26 protein-coding genes are annotated in these 25,820 nt (G+C 54.8%); 13 read left to right on the forward strand and 13 right to left on the reverse strand.

What is annotated here, in order from left to right:
• Positions 1 to 150 precede the first annotated feature (150 nt).
• Together DZC51_RS04995 and DZC51_RS05000 are read left to right on the forward strand one after the other, a co-directional pair.
• The gene (locus DZC51_RS04995; RefSeq protein ID WP_157294278.1) at positions 151 to 621 is read left to right on the forward strand and encodes a GtrA family protein; all 471 of its coding nucleotides are present in this window, start codon (positions 151 to 153) and stop codon (positions 619 to 621) included.
• 418 nt (positions 622 to 1,039) lie between these two features.
• The gene (locus tag DZC51_RS05000; RefSeq protein ID WP_157294279.1) at positions 1,040 to 1,333 is read left to right on the forward strand and encodes a hypothetical protein; all 294 of its coding nucleotides are present in this window, start codon (positions 1,040 to 1,042) and stop codon (positions 1,331 to 1,333) included.
• A gap of 171 nt (positions 1,334 to 1,504) precedes the next feature.
• On the opposite strand, the gene DZC51_RS05005 is transcribed toward DZC51_RS05000, so the two are convergent.
• Together DZC51_RS05005 and DZC51_RS05010 are read right to left on the reverse strand one after the other, a co-directional pair.
• Positions 1,505 to 3,079, reverse strand: a complete 1,575-nt coding sequence (locus tag DZC51_RS05005; RefSeq protein WP_157294280.1) for a flotillin lipid rafts scaffold protein FloT — start codon at positions 3,077 to 3,079, stop codon at positions 1,505 to 1,507.
• Between the two features lie 50 nt (positions 3,080 to 3,129).
• A complete protein-coding gene (locus DZC51_RS05010; RefSeq protein ID WP_157294281.1) occupies positions 3,130 to 3,672 on the reverse strand; it encodes an NfeD family protein in 543 nt (180 codons plus the stop codon).
• A 279-nt stretch (positions 3,673 to 3,951) separates the two neighbouring features.
• Here DZC51_RS05010 and DZC51_RS05015 point away from each other — a divergent pair, with 279 nt between their 5' ends.
• Positions 3,952 to 4,152, forward strand: coding sequence for a cold-shock protein (locus tag DZC51_RS05015; protein ID WP_008297547.1), 201 nt, complete (start codon positions 3,952 to 3,954; stop codon positions 4,150 to 4,152).
• A 56-nt stretch (positions 4,153 to 4,208) separates the two neighbouring features.
• Here DZC51_RS05015 and DZC51_RS05020 read toward each other — a convergent pair whose 3' ends face one another.
• Entirely contained in the window at positions 4,209 to 4,430 is a 222-nt protein-coding gene (locus DZC51_RS05020) for a hypothetical protein (protein WP_157294282.1), read from the reverse strand.
• A gap of 34 nt (positions 4,431 to 4,464) precedes the next feature.
• Positions 4,465 to 4,905, reverse strand: a complete 441-nt coding sequence (locus tag DZC51_RS05025; protein WP_157294283.1) for a MarR family winged helix-turn-helix transcriptional regulator — start codon at positions 4,903 to 4,905, stop codon at positions 4,465 to 4,467.
• A 147-nt stretch (positions 4,906 to 5,052) separates the two neighbouring features.
• On the opposite strand from DZC51_RS05025, the gene DZC51_RS05030 reads away from it, so the two are divergent.
• The 4 genes from DZC51_RS05030 to DZC51_RS05045 all read left to right on the forward strand — a co-directional run bounded on the left by DZC51_RS05030 (position 5,053) and on the right by DZC51_RS05045 (position 9,846).
• Positions 5,053 to 5,550 carry a CarD family transcriptional regulator gene (locus DZC51_RS05030; RefSeq protein ID WP_157294284.1) on the forward strand — a complete coding sequence of 166 codons (498 nt, stop codon included), beginning with the start codon at positions 5,053 to 5,055 and terminating at the stop codon, positions 5,548 to 5,550.
• 177 nt (positions 5,551 to 5,727) lie between these two features.
• Positions 5,728 to 7,878 carry an MMPL family transporter gene (locus DZC51_RS05035; RefSeq protein ID WP_157294285.1) on the forward strand — a complete coding sequence of 717 codons (2,151 nt, stop codon included), beginning with the start codon at positions 5,728 to 5,730 and terminating at the stop codon, positions 7,876 to 7,878.
• A gap of 142 nt (positions 7,879 to 8,020) precedes the next feature.
• Positions 8,021 to 8,956, forward strand: coding sequence for an ABC transporter permease subunit (locus DZC51_RS05040; protein ID WP_157294286.1), 936 nt, complete (start codon positions 8,021 to 8,023; stop codon positions 8,954 to 8,956).
• Positions 8,953 to 9,846, forward strand: coding sequence for an ABC transporter permease subunit (locus tag DZC51_RS05045; protein ID WP_157294287.1), 894 nt, complete (start codon positions 8,953 to 8,955; stop codon positions 9,844 to 9,846). The genes DZC51_RS05040 and DZC51_RS05045 overlap by 4 nt, the downstream gene beginning before the upstream one ends.
• 30 nt (positions 9,847 to 9,876) lie before the next feature.
• Here the strand turns inward: DZC51_RS05045 and DZC51_RS05050 are convergent, their stop codons facing one another.
• The 6 genes from DZC51_RS05050 to DZC51_RS05075 form a co-directional block, all read right to left on the reverse strand.
• Entirely contained in the window at positions 9,877 to 10,050 is a 174-nt protein-coding gene (locus DZC51_RS05050; protein WP_157294288.1) for a hypothetical protein, read from the reverse strand.
• Between the two features lie 142 nt (positions 10,051 to 10,192).
• Entirely contained in the window at positions 10,193 to 11,104 is a 912-nt protein-coding gene (locus DZC51_RS05055; protein ID WP_157294289.1) for an EamA family transporter, read from the reverse strand.
• A gap of 60 nt (positions 11,105 to 11,164) precedes the next feature.
• Positions 11,165 to 11,539, reverse strand: coding sequence for an HIT family protein (locus DZC51_RS05060; protein ID WP_157294366.1), 375 nt, complete (start codon positions 11,537 to 11,539; stop codon positions 11,165 to 11,167).
• A gap of 133 nt (positions 11,540 to 11,672) precedes the next feature.
• A complete protein-coding gene (locus DZC51_RS05065) occupies positions 11,673 to 12,140 on the reverse strand; it encodes a hypothetical protein (RefSeq protein ID WP_157294290.1) in 468 nt (155 codons plus the stop codon).
• 64 nt (positions 12,141 to 12,204) lie between these two features.
• Entirely contained in the window at positions 12,205 to 12,576 is a 372-nt protein-coding gene (locus DZC51_RS05070) for an iron chaperone (RefSeq protein ID WP_157294291.1), read from the reverse strand.
• A gap of 18 nt (positions 12,577 to 12,594) precedes the next feature.
• On the reverse strand, positions 12,595 to 13,236 hold the full coding sequence (locus DZC51_RS05075; RefSeq protein ID WP_157294292.1) for a pentapeptide repeat-containing protein: 642 nt from the start codon (positions 13,234 to 13,236) through the stop codon (positions 12,595 to 12,597).
• 238 nt (positions 13,237 to 13,474) lie between these two features.
• On the opposite strand from DZC51_RS05075, the gene DZC51_RS05080 reads away from it, so the two are divergent.
• From DZC51_RS05080 to DZC51_RS05095, 4 genes are all read left to right on the forward strand, one after another.
• Entirely contained in the window at positions 13,475 to 14,620 is a 1,146-nt protein-coding gene (locus DZC51_RS05080) for a zinc-dependent alcohol dehydrogenase (RefSeq protein ID WP_157294293.1), read from the forward strand.
• Between the two features lie 190 nt (positions 14,621 to 14,810).
• Positions 14,811 to 15,956: a zinc-dependent alcohol dehydrogenase gene (locus DZC51_RS05085; RefSeq protein ID WP_157294294.1), complete on the forward strand. Its 1,146-nt coding sequence runs from the start codon at positions 14,811 to 14,813 to the stop codon at positions 15,954 to 15,956.
• Between the two features lie 272 nt (positions 15,957 to 16,228).
• The gene (locus DZC51_RS05090) at positions 16,229 to 17,011 is read left to right on the forward strand and encodes a DUF3298 and DUF4163 domain-containing protein (protein WP_157294295.1); all 783 of its coding nucleotides are present in this window, start codon (positions 16,229 to 16,231) and stop codon (positions 17,009 to 17,011) included.
• Between the two features lie 114 nt (positions 17,012 to 17,125).
• Positions 17,126 to 17,911 (forward strand): SDR family oxidoreductase, encoded by a 786-nt coding sequence (locus DZC51_RS05095; protein WP_157294296.1) that lies wholly within the window; start codon positions 17,126 to 17,128, stop codon positions 17,909 to 17,911.
• A gap of 40 nt (positions 17,912 to 17,951) precedes the next feature.
• On the opposite strand, the gene DZC51_RS05100 is transcribed toward DZC51_RS05095, so the two are convergent.
• Complete coding sequence (locus tag DZC51_RS05100; protein ID WP_157294297.1) at positions 17,952 to 18,926, reverse strand: bile acid:sodium symporter family protein; 975 nt, start codon at positions 18,924 to 18,926, stop codon at positions 17,952 to 17,954.
• A gap of 130 nt (positions 18,927 to 19,056) precedes the next feature.
• Here DZC51_RS05100 and DZC51_RS05105 point away from each other — a divergent pair, with 130 nt between their 5' ends.
• Positions 19,057 to 20,196: a CAP domain-containing protein gene (locus DZC51_RS05105; RefSeq protein WP_157294298.1), complete on the forward strand. Its 1,140-nt coding sequence runs from the start codon at positions 19,057 to 19,059 to the stop codon at positions 20,194 to 20,196.
• Between the two features lie 44 nt (positions 20,197 to 20,240).
• Here the strand turns inward: DZC51_RS05105 and DZC51_RS05110 are convergent, their stop codons facing one another.
• Both DZC51_RS05110 and DZC51_RS05115 read right to left on the reverse strand, forming a co-directional pair.
• Positions 20,241 to 20,816 carry a superoxide dismutase family protein gene (locus DZC51_RS05110; RefSeq protein WP_157294299.1) on the reverse strand — a complete coding sequence of 192 codons (576 nt, stop codon included), beginning with the start codon at positions 20,814 to 20,816 and terminating at the stop codon, positions 20,241 to 20,243.
• A gap of 679 nt (positions 20,817 to 21,495) precedes the next feature.
• Entirely contained in the window at positions 21,496 to 24,717 is a 3,222-nt protein-coding gene (locus DZC51_RS05115) for an efflux RND transporter permease subunit (protein WP_157294300.1), read from the reverse strand.
• Between the two features lie 164 nt (positions 24,718 to 24,881).
• On the opposite strand from DZC51_RS05115, the gene DZC51_RS05120 reads away from it, so the two are divergent.
• Positions 24,882 to 25,772 (forward strand): TetR/AcrR family transcriptional regulator, encoded by an 891-nt coding sequence (locus DZC51_RS05120; protein ID WP_157294301.1) that lies wholly within the window; start codon positions 24,882 to 24,884, stop codon positions 25,770 to 25,772.
• Positions 25,773 to 25,820: the final 48 nt, after the last annotated feature.

Here is a 25,820-nt window from a genome sequence, read left to right on the forward strand (position 1 = left end):
TAAGGCCAGAAGGCGAGTCTTCACATTGGCCGGCCGAGATTACACAATCAGTCCGCGAGATTACACATTGACGTTGGGAAATTACACATTCCCGCCCCGGTTCATCCGAGCACCCCAAGGGTATGGAACATTAAAAAAGGAGGTGCGGCCATGAAAAGAATCCGAAAAGAGACGTACCGCACCTTCAGCTGGTTCACCCTCTCGGCCGTCGCCTCTTTCGCCATCGACATCGGCCTGTTCTGGGTGTTCTCGAGGTGGCTCGAGGACGATTCACCGGTCATGTATATCACATTTGCAACCGTCATAGCCCGAACGATGTCCGCGGTGTTCAACTATACCGTCAACCGGCGTCTCGTCTTCAAATCCGGATCAAAAAATTCATTCCTGAAGTATGCGGCACTCGCCCTCTTCAACATGGCGGCATCCGCCGCGCTCGTCACCGCTATCCACTTCCTGTTCAGGTTCATGAATGAAACGATGCTGAAGGTCCTCGTCGATTTTGGCCTGTTCATTGCAGGTTTCCTCATCCAGCGGGCGTGGGTGTTCGCGGGCAAACAGAGTGATCGCAAGCATCAGCCAGCGCACCAGTACGCCATCAAAAAAATCCCTGCACGGAAATGATTCTTCCGGAGCAGGGGCGAATGAATGTCAGCATGTTAAAATAAACGAACAGCAGCACGGTTTGCGCAGGGTGGTCTGCCCCACTCCCCGACAGAGAGGGGGTGAGGCCTGTGTCCATATATGAAACGCTGATGTTCGCAGTGGCTTTTGCGGCTTTGGTTGTCGCCATTATGGAATCAACACACAAAAAATGACCCCCTGACCTGAGTTGACGGCTCGCTAAGGGGGTCATTTTCTGATTCGCTGACTGCGGGCAGCTTCTCTGAGCGCCGTGTTGCTGGGCCATCCGGTTGCCGCCGGATGGCTTTTCTGATTTTAGTATACCACGGTTCAGTTTATTCTAAAACCGCAGTAAAAGTTCCTGATGCGTCCGACACTCCGATCAGATAAAATGGATAAAAAAGGAGGAAGTTGTTCTGTGATTTCCAACCGGCGCCTTTTCATGACATCCTTCCTGCTTCTTGTGGCAGGCATCAGCCTGAACATCATCCTCACACGTCTCGGCCATTTTGCAGGCTCGAACTCAAGCATGGTCAGCATCCCGCTTTCCTCTGAACAAGGGTATTTCGCCTCCGGTCTCGTTCTTCTTGCGATGACCGTCACCGGCCTTATCCTTCTCATTGTTTCACTAAAACAGAATCGGACTGTTGCTTTTGTCGTTTCAATAGCGGCTGTCATCCTGATACCGCCGCTGATCCAGAGCTTTCTCTGATAAGGAGGTACGTTATGATCTCTAGTTTTAGCCCGATTGGCATCCTCATATCCCTTTTAATGCTAATGGCCTTCTTTACTTTGATCCGCTATATCATTCTGAAGTTCAGGGAATAAAACGAACCCGGATCCGCGCCTCCCAAAAGGCCTGATCCGGGTTTTATTCATTTCATCAAACTTCCACCTGCTCCACATCTTCCGTCGGGGATTCCTCATCCGCAGCTTCAGATACAGGCACTTCCTTCTTCTCCCTCTTCTCCTTCATCTCAAACGCGATGTCATCAAGACTAGGGCGCAGGTTGTGCTTGCCGGAGTAGTTCTCTAGCATTTCCTTCACGTCGATGCCGGAGCTCGCCTTGAGCGATTCCTGCAGGCTCGTCATGAGGCCGGTGGCATAGCCCGCGACACGGTTGGCGCCGCCGCCTTCGCCGCTGCCCGTGTCGACGACCGTCAGCTTGTCGATGTTGCTGAGCGGAGTCGCCACGTTTTTCGCGTATTCCGGAAGCATCCGGACGATCATGTCGAGCACAGCGGCCTGGCCGTACTGCTCGAACGCTTCGGCAATCTTGCGTTTGGCTTCCGCCTCGGCAAGACCCTTCAGGCGGATAACGTCCGCTTCCGATTCACCCTGCGCGCGCTCTGATTCGGCTTTGGCAATCCCGTCGAGCCGGATCTTTTCGGCGTCGGCTTTCGCACGCGCTTCGATGCGGTATTTCTCGGCGTCCGCTTCCGCGAGCTGCTTCGCCTTGTCGGCTGCCGCGTTTTGCTCGATGGCGTAGCGGTCGGCGTCGGCTTTCTTCTTCACTTCCGAGTCGTACTGTCTCTCACGACGGAGGATTTCCTTTTCCTCGAGCTCGATCTGCTTCTGGCGTTCGATGATGCGCACTTGCATCTCCTGCTCGGTGACCTCCTGCTTGGCGCGTGCGGATTCCAGTTCGTACGCCTGGTCGGCGCGCGCTTTGGCGACGTCCTGCTCTCGGCGGTATTCCGCGACTTTCAGCTGATTATCCTTCTCGGATTCGGCGATTTCAGTCGCGCGGAACAGTTCCGCCTGCTTGGCTTCCTTGTCGGCTTCGGCGCGCTTGATGCGTGTTTCCTTTTCCGCTTCAGCCGTCGCGATATCTGCATCGCGTTTGACCTGGGCGATCCGCGGCTTCCCGAGCGAGTCGAGGTAGCCGTTTTTATCGCGTACATCTTTAATAGTAAAGGAAACAATCACGAGGCCCATTTTCGCCAGATCGTGTGAAGCGACGCGCTGGACTTCCTGGGAGAACTTATCACGGTTCTTGTAGATTTCCTCGACGGTCATCGAACCGAGGATCGAGCGGAGGTGACCTTCCAGCACTTCCTTCGCTTCGTTTTCGCGGTCTTCCTTAGCTTTACCGAGGAATTGCTCGGCGGCCGTCGCGATCTCGGAGATCGAGCCGCCGATCTTGATGATCGCCGTGCCGTCTGCCATGACCGGCACGCCCTGCTCGGTGTAAACTTCCGGCGTCGTCACTTCGAGCTTGCTCGAGAGCAAACTGAGCGGCTCCGCCTGCTGGAACACCGGGAAGACGAACGTTCCGCCTCCGCGGATGATCTTGATCTTGTTGCCCGCTTCATCCGTGTGCACAGTTTTCGAACCGAGATAACTTCCCGTGACGATCAGCGCCTCGTCCGGCCCCGCGGTGCGGTAGCGCGTCACATAGACCCCGATGATGGCCAGAAGCACAAATGCTACAATCCCGACTGCAATCCAAACCATTTTTGTTGCCCCCTTTTTTCAGATATCAAGCAGAACAGCTGAGGAGATGTTCAAGACAATTCTTTGAAGCGGAACGGCTCGTACTCCTTCACGATGAGCGTGCCATCCCGGATCTCGATGATGAGCACTTCCCGGTCATAGCCGATTGCGGCATTTTCCAGACCCGCCGCCCGTTTGGAGATGAGGCCGTTCACCGTCTCGATGACGACTTCCCCGAAACCGTCTTCCGGGACCGGCGTGATCACGCGGCCGACCTGTCCGAGGAGCGACTCCTCGGTGTAGGCGGTTGACGCCTCGGCGGACCGGAGCGGCAGAAGAACAAAGAAATAAAGAAGAAACGACAGCACCGCTGAAATTCCGGCCGAAACCATCAGGATCGGCACACTGCCCATCCCCGTCACGTTCTCGAAGATGAACCCGGAAGCCGACATGAAGGTAACGAACGCAAGGATCACCGCCGGATTCAGGAAAGGCAGCGCCTCCCCGGCACCGTCCGCTACATCACCAAAAAACAGATAAAGAACGGTTGCCAGACCGGCTACGACCAGGACGATCAGATACAGCTGCTCCACCGGCAGCCCGAACACATTCATCCTCCCCACCCCCTCTGTTTGCTTACCTGTACTACGCACAAGGATTGAAAAGGTTTCAAATTTTTCTCAAATATAGGCGATTAGAAGACAGAGGTCTGTCTTCTCGAACTCTTCGGCATTTCACTTGCAATGATCTGGATGGGCTGTTATGATGTAGAAGAATTATTTTTGTTCGGCAATGACGTTCGGGTGGAATTCTCTTCATCCTGACACATCAAGACTTGAGCAAGGATAGTAACACACGTGTGCCGGACGATGGCACGCAAGGAGGAAACAAACATGGAACAAGGTAAAGTAAAATGGTTTAACGCAGAAAAGGGCTTCGGTTTCATCGAGCGCGAAGATGGCGACGATGTATTCGTACACTTCTCCGCTATCCAGCAAGACGGGTTCAAGTCCCTTGATGAAGGTCAAGAAGTAGAATTCGAAATCGAAGAAGGCCCACGCGGTCTTCAAGCTGCGAACGTCGTAAAAATGTAATCCATTTAACGACTGCTAAAAACGCCGTCTCCTCCGGGAGACGGCGTTTTTTTGTGTTACCGGGGATTGGCCAGCAAGAAGCCCATCAGAAGCAGCGCCACAATCAGCAGGTTCCATCCCCGCTTCTCCCCTTCTTTCGGCCGGATCACCCGGTAGACAAAGGCAAGTGCGAATGCGAGAAACATGAAGCGGAACAAGTCGCGATCAAATATGGAAGCCACCAGGATCACCAGAGCAATCCCGAAAAGAACCTTCTCGGCCGTTGACAGATTCCTCAATCGGATTCCCTCCTGCCATCTTTGATTCTCTTCCTTACAATTCCCTGTTTCCCAGCTCCCAATCCATTGAAAGGATCTCCTTCAGCGCCGCCACCTTGTCAGATCCGATGGCTTCGGCTATCCGTGCCTCCAGTTCCGCTTTCAGGTTTTCATTATGTTGATAGCACTCATGCCCAAACTTCGTCAGGCGCACGCGCTTCACTTTTTTGTTCCGATCATCGTCGGACACTTCCACGAGCCCCTTGTCCGACATTTTGCGGATCAGCTTGTGAGTCGCCTGGCGAGTGATATCCACCTGCCGGCCTACCTCTGCGATGGTCGGCCCGCCAGTTCCGATCCTCGCCATGAGGAACCATTCAGAGTTTGAAATTGCCATGTCTCCACGCTCATTCCATAGTTCCTCCGCGAGCCGCCGAAGGCCGAAATGCCGCTCTCCAAGCAGATCAATCAAGTCCAGTCCGCTCAATTCAGGCATCCTGACCCTTCCTTTCCATATCCGGTTTCATAACGGGATTATCATGACAAGCCGCAGGCATATTGTCAACTGACTTGACAAAATGCGCAATCAGCGTTACAATGAATGTAAACTTAGTTGACAATATGCCATGAGGAGGCCATGCGGATGTTTGAGATCGGTGACGTCGTCATCTATTCCGAGCACGGACTGTGCAAAATCGATGACATTTGCAAGAAGGATCTGTTTGGCGAAACCCGGCTTTATTATGTACTCCACCCGCTTGGAGAACAGACGCTGAAAATCAGCACGCCGGTGGACGGCAAGAAAAAGCGGATCATGAGGACGTTGAACCGGGAAGAAGCCCTGGAACTGATGGACGTATTCGGAAAACCCGGCATTGATTGGGTCGATGATCCGAAACACCGGGCACGCGCCTACCAGGCCCTTGTCCAGTCAGGCGACCGGCAGAAGATCGCTGAAGTGGCCGGCGCACTCATGGACAAGAAACTCAACACCGACCAGAAGATTTATGATCAGGACCGCAGAATCCTGACTCATGTCCAATCGATTTTGTTCAGGGAACTCTCGATGGCCCTCGGCATCTCGATCGAAGAAGTGGCAGACCAGGTGGAAGAACGCATCCTGGCCGTCACCCCGCAATAAATTCACTTGAACGCATCCCGCAAACGGGGTGCGTTTTTTTGTATACGACCCGAAATGATCCGGATTGTACTCTTATCTCATTTCGCAAAACGAGCCGGCCGATAACCGTCTCTTTACCGCCCTTCCCACACGACAAATCCTCTTCCTCTCATGTAAACTATTGGAGAAAAACAATCTATGATTGACCTGAAAGGAAGAAGCCTTTTGCGCACGCTAGCAAATCTCGTCATCCGGTTCCCGAAGTGGATCATCGCGCTCTGGATCGTCATTGCCGCTTTCATGGCGTTCCAGGCCATCAAGCTTCCGGGCGTCCTCGAAGGAGACGGTTTCCGGATGGATGGCGAATATGAACAAGTGGCCGACAGCCTGACGGACAAGTTCGGCCTGCCGGCGGAAACGATGTTCCTCGTCTTCGAAAACATGACCGATGAGGAAATCGGGACTGCTGTCTCGGATGTGGAGAATCTGGGGCTCGCAGAAGAAATTGTATCTCCATTGGACGACGACTCCCTCTACACCGAGAACCTCTCCTATGCCCTCCTTCACTTTGAAGAAGACACGGACATGAGCGCAGCGGTGTCGGCCATCCAGGAAACGGCCGATCATGACGGTGCCGTCCTGACCGGCGGCACCGCAATCAGCGAAGACATCAATAAGGCAAGCCAGCGCGACCTGGTCAAAGCGGAAACGATCGGGCTGCCGATTGCCTTGATTGTTCTGCTGCTCGCATTCGGCTCGGTCGTCGCAGCACTCGTGCCGTTCTTTGTCGGGGTCGCCACGATCATCACGACATTCGGCACAATGACACTGATCGGCCAGTGGATGGACCTGTCCATCTTCATGCTGAACATCGTGCCGATGCTGGGTCTTGCCCTCAGCATCGACTTCTCGCTCCTGTTCATCAACCGTTACCGCGAGGAGCGGAAAAAGCAGTCCGTCGAGGATGCGGTGCGGACGACGATCCTTACCGCGGGGCGCTCCGTCCTGTTTTCGGCGTTCTGCGTGTTCATCGGGCTTGGTGCCCTGTTCATCATACAGATCGATCTGTTCAAAAATATCGGTGTAGGAGGCATGGCGGTTGTGTCGCTTGCCGTCCTGTCATCACTTACGCTCCTGCCGTCTGTTTTGCTCGTCCTCGGCGATCGTCTGAACAAATGGACCATCCTCAAAGTGAAGGAGGAAGGCGCGAGCGGCTGGCGCAAGTTTGCGGAACGTGTCATTAAGCGTCCCGTTCTTGTCACAATCGGCGCCCTCCTCATCCTCGGGATTTTTATGATCCCGGTGAAGGACATGGAACTGACCATTCCGGAAATGGACTCTCTCCCGGCTTCCAATGACACCCGCCAGGCGTTCGAGAAGATCGAAGATGAATTCGGCCTGTCGAACTCCACGGCCTACCTCATTGCCGAGCGCGAGGGCGGTTGGGAAGATGAAGACGGCATCCGCGAAATCGAGAAACTGCAGGACGCCCTGCTTGATGACAGCCGCACCGCTGAAGTCTCCACCATCTTCACCGAAGGCGAAATCGAAGATGCCGACACGTGGCTGCAGGCCACCCGGATGCCGGAAACAGCCGCAGCCGTCGAGCCTCTTCTGGATTCCTTCATTGAAGGCGACTCTCTTCTCGTGCCGGTTACGCTGAAGCCGGAAGGCGCATCGGCAGAAGCGCAGGAATGGGCACGCGACTGGGCTGAGAAAGACACCGAATGGAACCTGTCGGTCGGTGGCTATCCGAAGTTCAACCAGGAAATCTTTGATGAGATCTGGGACAAGATCGGCTATGTGCTCGCGATCATCATCGTCTCGACGTACATCATCCTGATGATTGCATTCCGCTCCGTCCTGATTCCGCTGAAGGCGATCCTTATGAACATCATCGGCCTGTCCGCGGCGTTCGGCGCGCTCGTCTACATCTTCCAGTATGGCCACTTCGGCCTGGAAGCCGGCACGATCGCGCTGATCATCCCGGTGCTTGTCTTCAGCCTCGTCTTCGGACTCAGCATGGACTACGAAGTGTTTCTCATCTCCCGCATCCAGGAAGAATACACGAAGGACTACGACAATGACCGCGCAACCGTCGAAGGCCTTGCCGCAACGAGCAAGATCATCACGTCCGCGGCACTGATCATGATCGTCCTCACCGGCGCGTTTGCGTTCACCGAAGTCATGCCGGTCAAGCAGATCGGCGTCGGCATCGCGATCGCCGTCGCCATTGACGCTACGATCATCCGCCTCCTCCTCGTCCCGAGCCTCATGAAACTGTTCGGCAAATGGAACTGGTGGATGCCGTTCCGGAAAGGACCTTATAAGGCCGGGAACTGGCATTAAGTGATATCTAACATGACAAAAGCGGCTTGCCCGATTACGGAGCAGCCGCTTTTATTTTATATCGCCAATTTATAGATAATTATAAATATACTTGTAGTATAATTAATGAAATAGTTCCTTTTACATACAGGGGTGTTTCTTTTTGATCAAAACCATTTCACTCCGGACTGCCGTCTGGCTGTTCTCATTCGGAATCCTGGTGTTGCTGCTACTGATACCGATGGATACTGTTTTTGAGGAAGGAAGGGGCGGCATGTTCATGGGTGCCGCTTATGATTATCAGGTTCAAAATCATGTCTCCAATATCCAATCCTTCTTCACTTATATCTACGAAACCGGAGGTCTGGGGACGGATGAAGCTGGCCGCCCGATCATGGACCAGGTCACCTCCGTCTTTTTACGGAGTATGCTCATTTTCATGCCGGCCATCCTAATCGGTTTCTTCGTCGGCATCGCGAAAGGGATTTTCGATTTCAACACAAGAAAAACAAAGGCGAAGTTCATCGGACAGCCGGTCACCATCGGCTTTTTGTCAGTACCGGACATCGCCATCATCGTCTTCATTCAGTTGACCGTGCTCTTTCTTCAAGGTTACGGCCTGGTGGAGATCGATCTGTTCGGCCATGACAAAATCGACAATATACTGATGAATATCCTTTACCTGTCGATCTATCCGGTCATGTTCATCGCCAACATCACTTTCAAGACGCTTGAAAACGAGCAGGGCCTCGACTATATCCGGACCGCGCGCTCGAAAGGGACAGGGGAACTGAAAATCCTGTATCGCCACATGCTGAAAAACGGCCTGCCGAAAATACTGGCCTACTCCAACACGATGGTCCTCTACACCCTATCCAATCTGTTTATCGTTGAGGTGTTCACCGACTATAAGGGCGCCGCTTATTACATGTACACCACACTCGGGAGTTCGACCACTTTTTACGTCGGCGCACTCGTCTCCCCGAATATCATTGCGCAAATCGGCTATATCTTTTTATTTACCGTCGTGATCCTGGTCTTTAATATCGTTTCAGGAATCGCGCGTTCAGCCATTTCGCCACTGGGGGAAGAACGATGAACCGGACATTATGGATCGGATCTGTCATGAGCGGCACCGTGCTGATCCTCATTTTATTCGGCCCCTATCTGCCAATGGTCGATGGCACAATGGACCGGACGCTCGTCCTGAGAGATTCGGAAGGCGCGCTGCTCGTGCCCCCCATCTCGCCATCCGACGAGTATTTCCTTGGAACCGACCGGAAAGGGGTGGATCTCTGGTCCAGGGTGATCATCGGTGCGAGGGAAACCTTCTATATCCTCGCCGTGATCGTGGCTGTTCGTGTCGTGGCCGCCCTGCTTATTTCCGTTGGTGCATTTTACTTTAAGGGACTGCGCTTCCTGATGAATCTGTGGAACTCCATCTTCTCGTTCATGCCGACGATTTTCATTATCTGCATTTTACTCGCCATTCCCGGTGTGATGTTTTCCGATTATCGATCTTTCTGGGTGCTCGTCATCATCTCGGCAGTCGAAGTCGGCCGATTGGCCATGGTGTTTTATGAAAATCTGCACCGTCAGCGCAAACAGACATTCATGGAAGCCGCCATCACGAATGGCGGCAGCAGATGGACACTTTTCAAGAATTACTACTGGCCGTCCCTCTTAAGGGAACTGTTCATTACGACTCCGATGGAAGCAGGCCGCGCCATGATCCTGCTTGTCCAATTGGGCGTGATCGGTATCTACGTCAACCAGCAATTCTTTTCACAATTGGACAGAAGTTACCGGGCAGTGGAAACGTCCGATGCCTGGCCCGTGCTCTTGAGCAGCCTTCGGCAGGACATCTATTCAGCCCAATGGATCCCGATTTCCGCGCTGTTCGCGATGACGTTTTCCATCATCGGCTTTTACCTGCTGGCAGAAGGGCTGAAAAAGCGGCAGGCACTTAAAATGCGGCGTCAATTTTAGATCCAAATGAAAACAGCTGACCTCTGACGGTCAGCTGTTTTTCTGTTTTTCCTTTTTCCCCGGAATGAACAGGCCCGCAATGTAAAAGCAGCCGATGCCCAGAAGGATTTTCAACAGTGTTCCGGCCATCCCAATCCCATCAATTGTCAGTACGAAAATAAAGGAACCAATCAGGATAAATAAGAAAACCATTGACCATCTCATGTTGCAGCCCCCTTGTTGTCATCATCCGGAAAAGCTTTAGGATGCCAAGCAAAGAATTGGCATGGACTGCGATGCTTCGTCAGACGACGCTCCATATCCCGGGTGATCACCTTTTTCCTCCATACTAACACACCACTATCCGCTACTCCGCCGCAGGTTTCTTGCTGAACACCATGAACAAAATCATGCCGATGATGGCGGCAGTTCCGGCCCACTGGAACCCGCCGAATGGCTCATTCAGCCAGAAGACCGTGGTCAGGACGGCCGCCAGCGGCTCGAGGCTCCCGAGCAGGCTCGTTTCCTTCGGCTGGAGGCTCTGGAGACTTTCTATGTAGAACCAGAAGGCGATCATCGTGCCGAAGATGATGATGAAAGCGATGTAGCCGAGCGCTTCCATGGATAGTCCCGACCAGTCGATCTGCCATGGCGGATGGATGAAACTGAGCGCAAGGCCGCCGATGATCATCGCCCACCCGACGATGACCAAAGAGTCGAACCGTGCGAGTAGCGGAATGGCATACAGGGTGTAAAACGCCAGCGAAACCCCTGATAGCACACCCCAGATGATGGCCGGCGCCGGAACGGACAGGCCGGAAAGCGAGCCGTTCGTCAGCAGGAGAAAACATCCGCTAAGCGCGAGGATAACCGTCACCAAGTCCTCCCGTCGAAATACCGTCTGCCGGCGGAGGACCAGGTAGAAGATGATCATGACCGGCGCCAGGTACTGCAGCAATGTCGCCACCGCGGCATTGCCGTGTCGTATGGAAGCCATGTAGGTATACTGAACCGCAAGCATGCCAAGAAGCCCGAACACAATCAGTTGGGCGCCTGTCCGCTTTTCTTTCCAGACGCCGAATATTTGGGAGCGGTCTTTCAACAGAAACTGGACACCCAAAAGCAAAAGCCCGGCAATAAGGAGCCGTGTGGTGACGAGCCAGTTAACGTCGATTCCGTACTGCTGGAAGAGCTTCTGCGCGACGGTGCCCCCGATTCCCCAAAGTGTCGCTCCCGTGATGACCAGGAAAAAGCCCGTTTTTCTCGAATTGTTCCCCATCGTGCTCCCCCCTGCATTTCTTGCTCTTAAAAAGACGCTTCCGAAAAACGGAAGCGCCCATTATTGTGGTTTAATCTCAGTGTCCGGTCTCCTGTTGTCCGGGCTTTTCAGCCAGTGCCGGATTCCTTTTCCGGCATACGGCTCATCGGCAAATCTCGGAACAACATGAAGATGGGCATGCCGGATGTGCTGCCCGCCGGCCACTCCCGAATTCCAGCCTACATTATATCCGTCCGGCGAGTATTCCCGGTCAAGCATCGCCTTCGCCTCTGCAAGCAGATCCTGTGTTGCCCGCCATTCCCCCGGTGTCAGGTCGAACACCGTCTCGCGGTGGGCAACCGGCACAATCACCCCGGAGCCTTTCAGCACTTCCTGCGGCATCATGAGAAACCTGCATAGGCTGTTTTCCAGAACGACTTCCTGCCCTTCCATCATGGAAAGGTCACAGAACGGACAGTGAGCGCCTCTCACTGGTCCACCTGGTAGAACACCCAGAAGCTGAGCAGGACACCGATGATGACCAGGATGAAAATCGTGAGGAAGACAAAGACGAACTTCTTGCCGTCCATTACATGGCGCCTCCCGATTTCAGGCGGAAGCCATCTTCCTTCAGATATAGATGCGCTTCCTTTGCGGAGTCGAACCCTTCCTCAAGGTTATCGCCGTAGTACAGGTTAAAGTAGCCGTTCTCCTCTTTCAGATGGAGCTCGGTGCCCTCGCGGTTCACCCACGCTTCATTGACGGGTTTTCCGGCAGGGTCGGTTGAAAGATAGCGGACTGATTCCGACAGGACCTCTTCAAGCTCCTCTGACGAGAAGTCGCGGATGTTGATGAATCCTTTTTTATCCGCTTCGTACTGCGGCAGCTTACCGACGTAGACGAAGCCGTTGCCGTTTTCGTGCAGATGGCGCACGACGATTTTCTTTTCATGAAGAGATTCTTCATAATGGTAGTTTAAGCGCCCCATCGACACTTCTTTCCGGGTCAGTTCCGGGAATTTCGCGATGATGGCTTCTTTTTCTTGAAAACTAAGCATCCTAAAAACACCTTCCTTAATTCCTCCGCATTACGGGGATTTCTTTTTCTTACATCCGAGGTGCTTACTGCCTCCAGAACGTATTGCAATCAGCCTTGTCCTTAATGTTGAACTCGATGAACTTCCTGAGCAGGTCATAGTCGACTTCCTTTTTCCACGGCATTCGGACCAATCCCTTCGTATAGGTCAATCCGGATGATTCGATGTCTTCCCCGAACTTCACCATCGTCGCTTCCTCGGGTGCGACCGACAGATGGTTCTTGGCGACGCTGAAGCCGATGATGTATGTGCCGTGATGGGTGAACATCGGCTGGTTCCACTTGATCACCGGTTCGAGCTCCGGATATGTTTCGGCCACCCAGCCGAGCAGTTCCTCCATCCGCTCCCGATGGTCGGGATGGTCGATGCTGATCAGATATTCTTTAAAAACTTCCATTGATATTCCTCCAGCAGGTCAGTCTTCTTCCACCAGCAGCCCGAACGTGCGGGCAAACCCGATCGCCTGCTCACGCGTCACCTTGCAGCCCGCGAGTTTAGACGGCGTGACCGTGATCCGGCTGAATTCCGTTTTCGTCAGGTCGATGCCGTCAAGATCAGTATCGAGAAAGCTGATGTCGTCCAGCCGGTTTTTGCCGAATTCCACAGCCTTCATCGAACAGTCGACGAAATCTGCCGACTCAAGCTCGCAGCCGTCGAATGCCGCGTTCCTCAGCTTTGAGAAGTTGAAACTTGAGTAACGCCCCGCGCAGTCCGTGAAGCGCACGTCCCGGAGCATCGATTCGCTGAAGACGGCGCCGGTCAGCTTCGTGCCACGGAACTCACAGCGGTGCAGCGAAGACCGGGAAAAGTCCGCATTCGACAGGTCGCACCCGTCGAACACGACATCCATCAGTTCGGATGCAGGCGCCCGGAAGCCCCGGAAGTCGGTTTTCCTGAACAAAGCGCCGTCCAGGATCACCCGGCCGTCCGATACTGCAGTGCCGCCATCCACGCAGACCGAGCGGACGGAAGCATCTTCCCCGTCGTAAGCCTCTTCCCATGAAATTCCCGGCAGTACCTTGGCGAGTTTCGGCGTCCGGATCTTCACGCCTGTCATCTTGTCCACCATTCGGCGAAGAGGATGAACAAAATCACCACACAGATTGCGAGGACGTAAAACCACATCGGGACGCTATCCATTCCGAAAATCATGCGTTCTCCTCCCCGGCCCGCAAATACGGGTTTTCATGTTCCCAGTATACCTGTCCGCCCGCTCCGGCGCATCCCCCGGCGTTTACACTCTCCGGAAAACGGAAACGATTATGGAAGACACCCCAAAGGAGGAGTTCGACTAAATGAGAGCAGTGACGATTCATGGCGCAAAAGACATCCAGGTCAAGAATGTGGACGCCCCGAAAATCGAGAAAGACGATGACATCATCATCCGCGTCACCTCCACCGCCATCTGCGGCTCGGACCTGCACATCTACGCAGGCTCCATCATGACCCGTCCCGGATATATCATCGGCCATGAGCCGATGGGCATCGTCGAAGAAATCGGTCCCGCCGTCACAAAAGTGAAAAAGGGCGACCGGGTCGTCATTCCGTTCAACGTTGCCTGCGGGGAATGCTGGTACTGCACACATGACATGGAGAGCCAGTGCGAACACCCCGAGTCCAATCCGACACCAGGCACCGACTTCGCCGGCTATTTCGGTTATACGGAGATGTTCGGCAACCACCCGGGCGGACAGGCCGAATATATGCGCGTGCCGTTCGGAAACTTCCTGCCGTTTGTCATCCCGGAATCTGCCGAAGTCCCTGACGAAGCAGTCCTCTTCATGTCGGACGTCCTCCCGACCGCCTACTGGAGCGTGCTCCACTCCGGCGTGAAAAAAGGGGATACTGTGATCGTTCTCGGATGCGGCCCAGTCGGCCTCATGACCCAGAAATTCGCCTGGATGATGGGCGCCAAGCGCGTCATCGGTGTCGATCATGTTCCGTACCGCCTGGCTAAGGCGAGAGAAATGAACAAAGTCGAGACCGTCACCTATCGCGATCCGAACGAGACAGGCGACTATCTGAAGGAACTTACCTCCGGCGGTGCCGATGTCGTCATCGACTGTGTCGGGATGGACGGTGAAAAAACGGCTCCCGAGAAGGTCCAGCAGAAGCTTAAGGTCCACGGCGGATCGCTCACAGCGCTGCGCACCGCCCACCGTGCCGTCCGCCGCTTCGGCACCGTCCAGCTCACCGGCGTTTACGGCCTCTGGTATAACGCATTCCCTCTAGGCCGATTTTTCGAACGGAATGTCACCATCAAAACCGGGCAGGCTCCCGTGCCTCACTTGATGCCGGAATTGTTCAAGATGATCACGGAACACAAAATCGATCCGACCGAGATCATCTCGCATATTGTCCCGCTTGAAGAAGCGCCGATTGCTTATAAGACGTTTTATGAGCATGGGGACGAATGCACGAAAGTGATTCTGAAACCATAACGAGATATGAAAAGGACTTTCCGTATGACGGGAAGCTTTCCATCAGAATCTCCTCCCTGACCCGCATTTTGCGGGTTTTTTTGTTCCCGCTAAACCTGTCCTTCTCCCGCTGCGGCGCCTCCTCTGGTGTTTACCCCCTCCAGAAACCGGTAACTAGTTAAGGAGACACCCCAAAGGAGGAGTTTGACTGATGAGAGCCGTAACATTCCAAGGTGCAAAGGACATCCAGGTAAAAAACGTCGATGCACCGAAAATAGAAAAAGACGACGATATTATCATCCGCGTCACCTCGACCGCGATCTGCGGGTCGGACCTGCACATCTACACAGGGGCCATGATGACACGGCCGGGATACGTCATCGGCCATGAACCGATGGGCATCGTCGAGGAAGTAGGACCTTCCGTTACGAAGGTGAAAAAAGGCGACCGGGTCGTCATCCCGTTCAACGTTGCCTGCGGTGAATGCTGGTACTGCACGCATGACATGGAAAGCCAGTGCGAGCATCCTGAGACGAACTCGACGCCGAACACCGATTTCGGGGGCTATTTCGGATTTACGGAATTGTACGGCAATCATCCGGGCGGCCAGGCCGAGTACATGCGCGTACCGTTCGGCAACTTCCTGCCGTTTGTCATCCCGGAATCGGCGGAGGTTCCTGACGAAGCGGTTCTCTTTATGTCCGACGTTCTCCCGACCGCTTACTGGAGTGTCCTCAACTCCGGCGTGAAGAAAGGCGACACCGTCGTTGTGATGGGCTGCGGTCCGATCGGCCTCATGACCCAGAAGTTCGCGTGGATGATGGGCGCCAAGCGGGTCATCGGCGTCGACAACGTTCCATATCGCCTGGCAAAGGCGAGGGAGATGAACAAAGTCGAGACGGTCACCTACACGGATCCGAACGAGACGGGCGACTATCTCAAAGAACTCACACACGGCGGTGCCGATGTCGTCATCGACTGCGTCGGCATGGACGGAGAAAAGACTGTCCCCGAGAAGATCCAGCAAAAACTGAAGGCTTCTGGCGGATCACTTACTGCTCTCCGCACCGCCCACCGTGCCGTCCGCCGCTTCGGAACCGTCCAGCTTACCGGTATTTACGGTCTTTGGTACAACGCCTTCCCGCTCGGCCGTTTCTTCGAGCGCAACGTCACGATCAAGTCCGGGCAGGCACCTGTCCCGCATCTGATGCCGGAACTGTTCAAGATGATCACTGAACACAAACTTGATCCGACCGAGATCATTTCCCATATCGTCCCGCTTGATGAAGCGCCGATCGCTTATCAGACGTTCTATGAGCATGGGGACGAATGCACGAAAGTGATTCTGAAACCGTAACTAGATATGAGAGGGGCTTTCCGCATGACGGGAAGCCCTTTTTCCGTCCGAATGAAAAAGTGTTCCGGATGCAATAATTGTATGGTCCGGATGTTGACAGGAATTGGTTCCTTGTCCGCAGGAATTTTCACTAATCCCGCATCGTTGCACGCTTTTATCATTTCCCCCTCCCTAATTTCAAGAATCAATGTTATACTGTACGAGTTAATAGGGGGGTCGCCCGAACATATAAATAACGGGTGGCCAAAAAATAAAAGGGCTGATTTACATTTATGAAAACGCGAATGAAGCGGCCGGGCTGGCCCGCATGGTCTCTTGTGGCCGTGCTGGTTCTGACCGCAGTGCTGGGATTCGCCTCTTCGCAGACCGGCAAGCCGGCTGCGATCGGTGAGGATTCAGGCATCGCGGATGCGGCCGTCACGAAGGACCAACCGGAAACGCCGGGCCTTCAGCTTCAGACGGTTAGAGAAAAGACAAAATGGTACACCATGGACATCAATACGGTGACGGCGGATCACGCGGAACTCGAAAAGCCGATTACCAAATGGATCGACGAACAGAAAGTTCTCTTTGAAGGCGGCGTCGACGAATATAAAATGCAGCTTGAAGACGGCGAGCGGGCGCACCTTAGGCTTACCGCGGAAAAGCTTCCCAATACCGGCAGCCTCTACAGTCTGCTGTACACATCGTACCAGTACACCGGAGGCAAAAACGGCATTACGAAGATCAAACCGTTCAATATTGATCCGGTTCAAGGCCGGATTGTCGAACTTTCCGATCTGTTCGACCTGGAAGCCGACAAAAGCGTACTCCAGAAACTCGTAAAAGAGCATCTTCTCGCACAGAAGCCGCTCAAAGATGCTCTCTTCGATGACCTTCTTGCGATGGCACTGAACGACCCGGCCTCTTGGAAATGGGCGATCCGAAATGACCGGATCTCGGTTTATTTCGATGAATACGAGATCGCGGAAGGTGCCGCGGGCATCATCCGGGCGGACATCCCGCTCGATCAGGTGCACGGTTTCCTGAAAGACGAATACGCCGAACGGCTCTGACCTTCCGGCTCGTGACAAGACCCCCGGCGGGTCTTTTTTGTTTTGCCTCAGGATGTTTCGCCCTCCCCTGCTCAGGGCATGTGGAAAACAACCACTGAGTAGGAGGCGTTCAAATTGAACAAAACGGTATTCATCACCGGAGCGGGAAGCGGCCTTGGCCGGGGGGCTGCTTTCGGTCTGGCAAGACAGGGGCACCGGATTATCGCCACAACCGAGACCACATCACAGAAAACGGACGTTCTGAGACAGGCTGAAGCGGAAGGGCTGGACATGGACGTATTCAAGCTCGACATCACCAACCCCCGTGATCTTATGCAGATCCGGGAAACCGACTTTGATATCTTCGTTGCGAACGCGGCAATCAATGAAGGCGGCCCGCTTGCAGAAGTCCCGCTGGACCGTGTTCGAGCGCTGTTCGAAGTAAATATTTTCGCCACGCTCGAGTCTGTCCAGCTGGCAGCTGCGCGGCTCGTCGGCAAAGGACATGGCAAGGTCATCTTCATGAGTTCAATGGCCGGCATTTCAGCCACGCCGTTTGTCGGCCCTTACACGGCCACGAAGCACGCAATCGAAGGCATCGCACAGACCATGCGCAAAGAACTTGAGCCGTTCGGCGTGCAGGTCGCGACCATTAATCCCGGCGCTTACGATACCGGCTTCAACGACCGTGCGGGTGAGGAAATCTGGAAATGGTTTGACGACAGCGTCCACTTCACCAGGAAGGAAGACATCCTGAAGCAGCAGGAAAACCTGAAAAACCAGTTTGACCCTCAAGACATGATCGACAAGATGGTCGAGATCATCCCGAAAGACCATCACCCGTTCCGCACCGTCCATCCGCAGGAAACGGAAGACCAGCTGAAAAAGGCGGAGAAGAAGCGGTGGGAGATGGAAATCTGAACGAACAGGGGCTGTCCCGGACGGGATGGCCCCTGTTGTGTTAATTATTCCGCCGTAACGCCTGCCCTTCCCGGTTCCCTGAACCGCGGCGGTGCTCGATCACTTTTCCGAAAACAGCGGACAGCACCTGCTGGAACAGCATCCCGCAGACCACCGGCACGGCGACTTTCGCCGGGAAGTAGACCGTCGCGACGACGACACCAAGGGCGATATTGCGCATCCCGCCATTAAAGACAAACATGACTGAAATGTCCGGACTGTTTTTCCACACCTTTTCCCCGATCAGGAGAGCGAACGCATATCCAGACGCGGCAAGCACCAGGACGCCCCCAATCACCTTGAGCAGTTCCAGATCAAAATCTTTGAGGTAAGGCGCAATCACACTGCTGTTGATGAGTACGATCGCAAAGATGGAAAGCTTTGACACCGGAGAAAGCTTGGGACCGAGCAACTTCCCCGCTTGTCCCTTCGTCCATTCATTCAGGAGCAGTCCCGCAATCGACGGCAGGACGACCATCAGGAGCAAGTCCAGGACAAGGGCCCCAGTATCGACGGGGACCCCCTTCCCCGCAACCACGAAAAGGGTCGCCGGGATAATGATCGGTGCGAGCATCGTGTTGATGAGGATGACCGACAGGCACAGCGCCAGGTTCCCCCGGTACATGCTTACCCAGATGATGCTCGAGACTCCCGTCGGCACGGCTGCAGACAGGACAAACCCGATTGTCAGCAGATGATCATCGAACACCAGGACCGAGAATACATAAGCCCAAACCGGTATGAGCAAGTGCAGAAAAGCGAGGCTCAGCAATACCGCCAGCGGATGCCTGACCGCGTTCCTGAGATCCGCTGCCCGCATCCCCAGGCTGCCCGCAAACGTCATGAGTGCGAAGATCCACGGGACGAGGCCCAGGAGGCGGCTGCCTGTATCCGCTATGAGCACGCCGGCAACCAGACACAGCGGCGTGATGACCGGCATTCCTTTCTTCAGGAAGCCGTCGAAACGTTCCAGCATGGGGGGGAATCCTTCTCTCTTTGCATCGTTGGGAACTATTATACTCCTCCGCCGGACAGGTTTCGAATAGACGGATGCATGAAACCGTGCCGTTGGTGGTAAAATGGAAAGATAAAGGAGGTGATTGTGCATGGTGAGACGGTTGTTCGGATTGATTCTTTTGGCCGTCCTGGTCTTTATTGCCCGGCCGCTTTGGGAAGAGCCGCTTTCCCGCGTCGTCGACCTGTCATTCCTGGACCGGGTAGACGGGCTGATTGCAGACATCAGCGGACAGCCCGCTGTCGACCAGGCCCTCGGCAAGCTGAATGAAGGCGCAAACTCGCTTTATGCCAAGCTGGAGCAGTCCGTAAAGGACGAGCGAGTCCGCCAGTCTTCCGGCGCGGAGGCAGAGAAGCCGGATTTGGAGCGCCCGGAATCCGTACCGATCACCGTGCACAATATCGGGATCGGGGACACCCGGGAAGCAGTCCAGGCAGAACTCGGTGAACCAGCCCGCTCCACGATGAACGAATACGGCGTCGAATGGCACGCCTACCATGACGGCTATCGCAACTTCGCAATGGTGTCGTTTGACGGGGATGGCCGCGTGAACGGGCTGTTCACCAACCAGGACATCATCGCCTCAACGAGCGGTATCGCCTATGGTTCCCAGAAAGCATCCGTCCGGGCGGAATACGGCCGCCCGCTCGATCGCATCGTCAAAGGGCGCAGCGCATTCCTCATCCAAAGCAACGGCGAATATGACGTGTTCGAACTGGACGACAGTTATGTCACGATCTTCTATGACTTACATCGGAATGATACCGTCACCGCCGTGCAGGTCATCGAAAAAGAACTCGAGCAGTCACAGGATGCGCTATACGGTTCCTCCAATGCTGACCTGAAGGAAGGGTTCGAGCGCCAGTTGTTCGACCTGACGAACGCCGCCCGCGTGGCGCACGGCTACGGCGCCCTCGACTGGGACGGGCGTACCGCCGCCACTGCAGTGAAGCACAGCGAGGACATGGCCGTGAATGACTACTTCGCGCACGAGAATCAGCAGGGCCAGTCGCCGTTTGACCGCATGGCGGAAGACGGCATCCAATTCAGGGGCGCGGGCGAAAACCTCGCCTACGGCCAGCCGAGCAGCATCTTCGCCCACGAAGGGCTCATGAACTCGCTTGGCCACCGGAAAAACATCCTGAACGAAGACTACCGCATGCTCGGCGTCGGGGTCGCCTTCAACGAAGAAGACCAGCCGTACTACACGGAAAACTTCCTGTTTAAGTAAGCATATGAAAACCGCACGCGGCCGGCGTGCGGTTTTTCGTATGCTTACTTTTTGTTGAATGCAGCGCAGGCGATGCGGTCACCTGAATTCCCGGCCGGATCCGTCTTGTAGTCATCCGCCTTCTCATGGACGACAACCGCGCTGCCGTCTTCATCAAGCAAATAGCCCGGATGCCCTTCCTTCAGGGAGATGTACTGGGATACGGTCTCGAGGTCGACCTTGCCCTCTGCATCCACTTCAATGTTCGGCAGATCCCCGGCATGGAAGCCTTTCGGGTTCTCGAATCCATGCTCCTTGTGTTCCGGATTAAAGTGAGAGCCGGCGGACTTGAAGTCAGGCGGCGTGCACTCGCCTTTTTCGTGGACATGGATCGCCTTTACCCCGGGTTCAAGCCCTTCAGCGGAAATGCGGATGCCCGTCCCCTTCTTGTCTCCCGTAAGGAGAATTTTCCCGATGGCCTCTCCCTCGGCATTGATCAGATCCGATTCAATGGCAGTGGTCACCCCCTCGCTCATGATCGGAACCTTCACTTCATTGTCCGTCTCTTCCTTCTCCGCCTGCATGCCGCACCCGGCAAGGACCACGGCTGCGGCAGCCGCTCCGTATATCCATTTCTTCATTTCAATCATCCTCCTTCCTTTGGAGGATGGTCAAGGCGGGGAAAAGGTATTCAGTGAGCCGTGGAAATCAGATAGGCAAGCACGGAGAAATCGGACTTAGCACGGTCGGTTCGGACTTACAAGGTTGATTTCGGACTTAGAATGCCGGAATCGGACTTAGCCGCAGGATTTCGGATTTATGGGGAGATTTTCGGAGTAGGGGCTTCAATTCCGGAGTATCCGGTTTGGTTTCGTATTTATTCTCACGACATCGTAGGATGGCAGCGATTTTCGGAATAAGACTCGGGTTTTCGTAGTATCCAGTACAAAATTGTATTTACATCCGGTATTGGGCGGGATTTAGATGGGGAACTCGACGGTTGAGTCTGCCGGTATTGGAAACGTTGTTGCAATTACACCGCCCATGGGTCATTTTTGTCCCCCATGTGGCAATTCCGCACCCCATGCGGCAATTCTCCACTCCTTGTTTCAACTCCCCGCTCTTTATTTCAACTCCCCGCTCCTTATTTCAACTTCCCACTCCTTATTTCAATTCCCTGCTCCTTATTTCAATTCTCACCTCCTTATTTCAATTCCCACCCCCTTATTGCAACTTCCCACTCCTAATCTCACCATCCCGATCTCTTCCTGCTCCCGCAAAAAAGCACCCGCCCCCAAAAGGGACAGGTGCCGTCATAACTTATTCTGGTTCCACCATTGGCTTTTTGCGGAATTTCGCTAGGATTTCGTACACGATCGGCACGATGAGCAGAGTCAGCAGGGTCGAGCTGACGAGGCCGCCGATAACCGTGATGCCGAGGCCTTTGGAAATCATGCCGCCGCCCTCTGCTCCGATAGCGAGCGGGATCAGGGCGAAGATGGTCGCGAGCGCGGTCATCAGAATCGGGCGGAGACGGGTGGCGCCGGCTTCAAGCAGTGCCTGGCGCGTCGTTTCGCCTTCGTTTTCCTTGTGGATGACGCGGTCGATGAGGACGATTGCGTTCGTGACGACGATCCCGATCAGCATGAGCGCGCCGATCATGACGGACACCGAAATCGGTTCGTCCGCGATCCAGAGCGCCACGAAACTTCCGATGAGCGCAAATGGCAGCGAGAACAGGATGGCGAACGGTGCGAGCGCGCCGCCGAATGTCACGACGAGGACGAAGTAGACAATCGCGATCGCTGCAAGCATGGCGAGGCCGAGCTGCGTGAACGATTCGTTGATCTGCTCGGTGATGCCCCCGAATTCAACCGTGGTGCCAGCCGGAAGATCCAGCTTATCCACTTCTTCCTGGACTTCACGGGAGATGGCTGTGGAGTCCTTGCCGGTCACTTCCGCGGAGACGGTCGTGTAAAGTTTGCCGTTACGGCGGGTCACCGTCGTCGGTGCTTCGCCTTCTTCGACTTCGGCAATTTCTCCAAGCTCGACCGTGCCGCCGAGAGCGGTCGGGATTTCGGTCGTTTCAAGCGCATCAAACGTTTCAAATTCCTTTTCTTCAACAGCGACGAAGACGTCAAGCGTCTCTCCGTCATGCTTCACGGAGGTGAGGGCGGCGCCCTGGACACCTTCATTCAGTGCAATACCGATCTGCGCAGTGGTCAGGCCGAGTTCGGCAAGCCGCTGCTGGTCGGTGACGAAGGTGTACTGGTCGTACGCTTCCGTCAGGTCGCTTTCGACCGCTTCAAGTCCTTCCTTGCCATTCAGGATTTCCTCGACCTGGTCGGATGTGGCCTTCAAGTCGTCTTCGTTGTCCGCGTAGACGAACAATTCGAAGCCGCCGCTCATGGACGTGAAGTCCATCGAGCCCCATTCACCTTTTCCGGTTTCTTCGTTCAGTGTCTCGACGAGCTTTTTCGGCTCTTCCGAGAAGTTTTCGAAGTCGGAGTCATATTCGATGAAGAACAGCGCGGAGTTGGCGCTGCCGCCCATCATCATGCCCATGCCGCCGGCTTCCTCAATGGAGAACTGGTAGGACGTGACGCCCTTCCGCTCTTCCAGGAGCTCTTCCGCGCGGGAGACGATTTCAAGCGTTTCTTCCTTCGGCTGGCCGGCTTCAGGATTATAGGTCGCCATGACCACTTTCTGTTCTTCTTCTGGCATGAACGTGACGCCAATCAGGGGAACGAGCAGGAAGCTCGCCGCCAGCAGAAGAACCGAGATGCCGGCCGTGATCCACTTATGGTTAAGCGCCCATTCCAGGACACCCGTATACCACTTCGCGAGGCGTCCGGGCTTCTCGGTCTTGCGGGCAACCCCGGTCTTGCTGCCGTAAAGCTGCTTTTTAAAGAGCGAGTGGGACAGCATCGGCACGACCGTGATTGCGACGAGAAGTGATGCAAGCAGGGCGAAAACGACTGCAAGCGCGAACGGCAGGAACAGTTCGCCGACCTGGCCGGAGACGAGCGCAAGCGGCAGGAACACCGCGATCGTGACGATCGTCGATGACGCAATCGGGACAAACATTTCCCTAGTTGCTTCCGAAATCAGTTTCTTGCCCTTGAGCGGCTCATCCGGCAGATGCATCCTGCGGTAGATGTTTTCGACGACGACAATCGAGTCGTCGATGACCCGCCCGATTGCGACGGTGAGCGCGCCGAGCGTCATGATGTTGAGTGTGATGTCCATCGAGTTCAGTACAAGCAGTGCAATGAGAAGCGACAGCGGAATCGAAATGACCGCGATGAATGTCGTCTTGAGGCTTCTCAGGAAAAGCAGGATGATGATGATTGCGAACAGCGCACCGAAGAGCGCCTTCGACAGCATCGTCTCGACCGACTGTTCAATCGGCTCACCCTGGTCAAACGTGACGGCGATGTCGACGTCATAGTTTTCTTCAAGTTTTTTTGCTTCGTCTTTTACGCCGTTGACGACATCGACCGTATTGGCATCCGGGCTCTTGACGATCTGGATGCCGATCGAGTCTTGCCCGTTCGTGCGGGAGATCGACTCCGATTCGTTGATGACCTCGATGGTCGCCACATCGGAAAGAGCGACCGTCGGAAGACCTGCCATCGCGGCCGGCGGCATCGCGCCTGCGCCGGTTTCACCTGCTCCCGGAGTGGCCTGGTTCGCAGTTCCAGGTGCCGCCTGGCCTGCGCCGGCATCCGGGGCGCCTTGGCCCGCGCCTTGGCCGGACTGCGCCGCGTCAATGCCCTGCTGAGCTGCGCCCTGGGAAGGGACTGCCGGGATCTGCAGGTTTTCCAGTGCCTCGAGTGAGGCGATCGAACCGTCGATGACGACGTTCTTCATGGAGCCGTCGAGCTGGTTCAGTCCGAGCGGGAAGGCGATGTTGGAGCCTTGGATGATGCCAGTGACCGTCTCGCGGTCGAGGCCGGCCTCGGCAAGCTTGGCATCGTCAAAGTCAATCCGGACTTCCTTCGACTTCTGGCCGCTTGCCTGGACGGTTCCTACCCCTTCGACTTCTTCCATTGCCGGGACGATGTCCTTGACTGCGATTTCCGTCAGTTCATCGAGATCCTGTCCGTTGCCCGTGATGCTGAGGGCGACGACAGGGAAAGCATTGATGCTGATCCGGGAAATGGACGGATCCTGGGCGTCATCCGGAAGCGAGACGTTTTTCAGGACACCTTCCACTTCCGTGACCGCCCGGTCCATGTCCTTCTCGAAGTCAAACTCAAGCTGGATGGACGACACGTTCTCCATCGAGGAGGAGAGCATCGACTTCACGCCCTCGACGTTCCTCAAACTCTGCTCGACCGGGACGGTGACCGAGTCGGCGACCTCATCCGGGGATGCACCCGGATAGACGGTCATGACCGATACGACCGGTACCGTGATGTCCGGCATCGACTCCTGCTTCATAGTAGCAGCGGAATAAATCCCCGCCGCGATCGCCATGATCGTCAGAAGCCAGATGGCGAACTTATTGTTGATGGAAAAGTTGATGATCTTTTTCAAACCTGCTTTCCTCCGTTCCTGTGACTGACCGGTCAGTTTACCTATATTAGGATAAAGGAAACACCGTCCGGATACAATCATATGAGTCGGTTGTCACACTTTATCCATTTTCATTCTGCTATACTGGATTTACTGACCGACCGGTCAAAGGAGGACCAAAGCCCATGAACGAAACCAAGAAGCGCATCATCGAAGCGGCAATCGCCCTTTTCACGGAAAAAGGGTTCCACGGTACCTCGATCCAGGAAATCGCCGCGCATGCCGGAATTTCCAAAGGCGCCTTCTATCTTCACTTTAAATCAAAGGATGCTCTCCAAGTGGAGATTTTCAGATACTACACCTCGCTGATCCAGGAGGAAATGGTAAATGCCATCGATCCCGGTCTTTCCCCGGAGGAGAACTTCCGGCGTCAGACGGAGATCCAGATCGCCCAAATGCAGAGACATACCGACTTTATCGTCATGGTCATCCGCGAGCAGGCATATAGCCTGAATCCCGAGCTTATCGAATTCATCGAGGAACTCCGGATCTCGCAGTCCGAGTGGTACCGCGATCAGCTCACTTCCATATACGGCGAGTCGATCCGGCCGTTCGTCCATGATATCTATGTCATCACAGAAGGCATCAAGAGCCACTATATGCAGCATTTCATCTCGAATCCACAAGCTTTGAATCCCGAAGGCCTGACAGAACTCATCTTCAGGATGACTGCACAGGCAGCAGAGGGCTTTCTCGGCGGCACCCTCCGCCCGCTTCTGGATGAAGAAACCTTGCGGACGCTGTTTTCCGGATTTTTCCCCGAAGAAGGGGAATCGGAAGAGTTGACCGGGGTGATTGACGCCATGCGGACCATCTTGTACGGACAGGCCCTACCCCGTGCGACTGTCCAGTACCTGCTGTCGACCCTGGACTTTCTTGAAGTGCAGGCCCAAGCCGGTCCCGGTGCCGATCTCACAGCCATAGAGGGAGCCCTCGCCATTTTCCGCCCCTACCCGGAATTCGGGGATTGCCTTCGCCTTCTGGAGGAAAAGTTTGGGGCGGATATGCATAATTAACGGATCCGGCGATGCGATCTGTCCAATCAAAAAGCACCTGCCCATTTC

This window comes from Bhargavaea sp. CC-171006 (assembly GCF_009761675.1).
In the GTDB taxonomy this organism is placed as follows: domain Bacteria; phylum Bacillota; class Bacilli; order Bacillales_A; family Planococcaceae; genus Bhargavaea; species Bhargavaea changchunensis.

Coding starts and splice junctions, on each gene's coding strand:
- DZC51_RS05025 (WP_157294283.1), bottom strand. CDS start 4,905: ATGCCTGAATTGAGCGGACTGGACTTGATTGATCTGCTTGGAGAGCGG.
- DZC51_RS05015 (WP_008297547.1), top strand. CDS start 3,952: ATGGAACAAGGTAAAGTAAAATGGTTTAACGCAGAAAAGGGCTTCGGT.
- DZC51_RS05110 (WP_157294299.1), bottom strand. CDS start 20,816: ATGAAGAAATGGATATACGGAGCGGCTGCCGCAGCCGTGGTCCTTGCC.
- DZC51_RS05120 (WP_157294301.1), top strand. CDS start 24,882: ATGAACGAAACCAAGAAGCGCATCATCGAAGCGGCAATCGCCCTTTTC.
- DZC51_RS05100 (WP_157294297.1), bottom strand. CDS start 18,926: ATGCTGGAACGTTTCGACGGCTTCCTGAAGAAAGGAATGCCGGTCATC.
- DZC51_RS05055 (WP_157294289.1), bottom strand. CDS start 11,104: ATGGGGAACAATTCGAGAAAAACGGGCTTTTTCCTGGTCATCACGGGA.
- DZC51_RS05045 (WP_157294287.1), top strand. CDS start 8,953: ATGAACCGGACATTATGGATCGGATCTGTCATGAGCGGCACCGTGCTG.
- DZC51_RS04995 (WP_157294278.1), top strand. CDS start 151: ATGAAAAGAATCCGAAAAGAGACGTACCGCACCTTCAGCTGGTTCACC.
- DZC51_RS05030 (WP_157294284.1), top strand. CDS start 5,053: ATGTTTGAGATCGGTGACGTCGTCATCTATTCCGAGCACGGACTGTGC.
- DZC51_RS05080 (WP_157294293.1), top strand. CDS start 13,475: ATGAGAGCAGTGACGATTCATGGCGCAAAAGACATCCAGGTCAAGAAT.
- DZC51_RS05060 (WP_157294366.1), bottom strand. CDS start 11,539: ATGATGGAAGGGCAGGAAGTCGTTCTGGAAAACAGCCTATGCAGGTTT.
- DZC51_RS05085 (WP_157294294.1), top strand. CDS start 14,811: ATGAGAGCCGTAACATTCCAAGGTGCAAAGGACATCCAGGTAAAAAAC.
- DZC51_RS05065 (WP_157294290.1), bottom strand. CDS start 12,140: ATGCTTAGTTTTCAAGAAAAAGAAGCCATCATCGCGAAATTCCCGGAA.
- DZC51_RS05070 (WP_157294291.1), bottom strand. CDS start 12,576: ATGGAAGTTTTTAAAGAATATCTGATCAGCATCGACCATCCCGACCAT.
- DZC51_RS05090 (WP_157294295.1), top strand. CDS start 16,229: ATGAAAACGCGAATGAAGCGGCCGGGCTGGCCCGCATGGTCTCTTGTG.
- DZC51_RS05105 (WP_157294298.1), top strand. CDS start 19,057: ATGGTGAGACGGTTGTTCGGATTGATTCTTTTGGCCGTCCTGGTCTTT.
- DZC51_RS05005 (WP_157294280.1), bottom strand. CDS start 3,079: ATGGTTTGGATTGCAGTCGGGATTGTAGCATTTGTGCTTCTGGCCATC.
- DZC51_RS05035 (WP_157294285.1), top strand. CDS start 5,728: ATGATTGACCTGAAAGGAAGAAGCCTTTTGCGCACGCTAGCAAATCTC.
- DZC51_RS05010 (WP_157294281.1), bottom strand. CDS start 3,672: ATGAATGTGTTCGGGCTGCCGGTGGAGCAGCTGTATCTGATCGTCCTG.
- DZC51_RS05050 (WP_157294288.1), bottom strand. CDS start 10,050: ATGAGATGGTCAATGGTTTTCTTATTTATCCTGATTGGTTCCTTTATT.
- DZC51_RS05075 (WP_157294292.1), bottom strand. CDS start 13,236: ATGACAGGCGTGAAGATCCGGACGCCGAAACTCGCCAAGGTACTGCCG.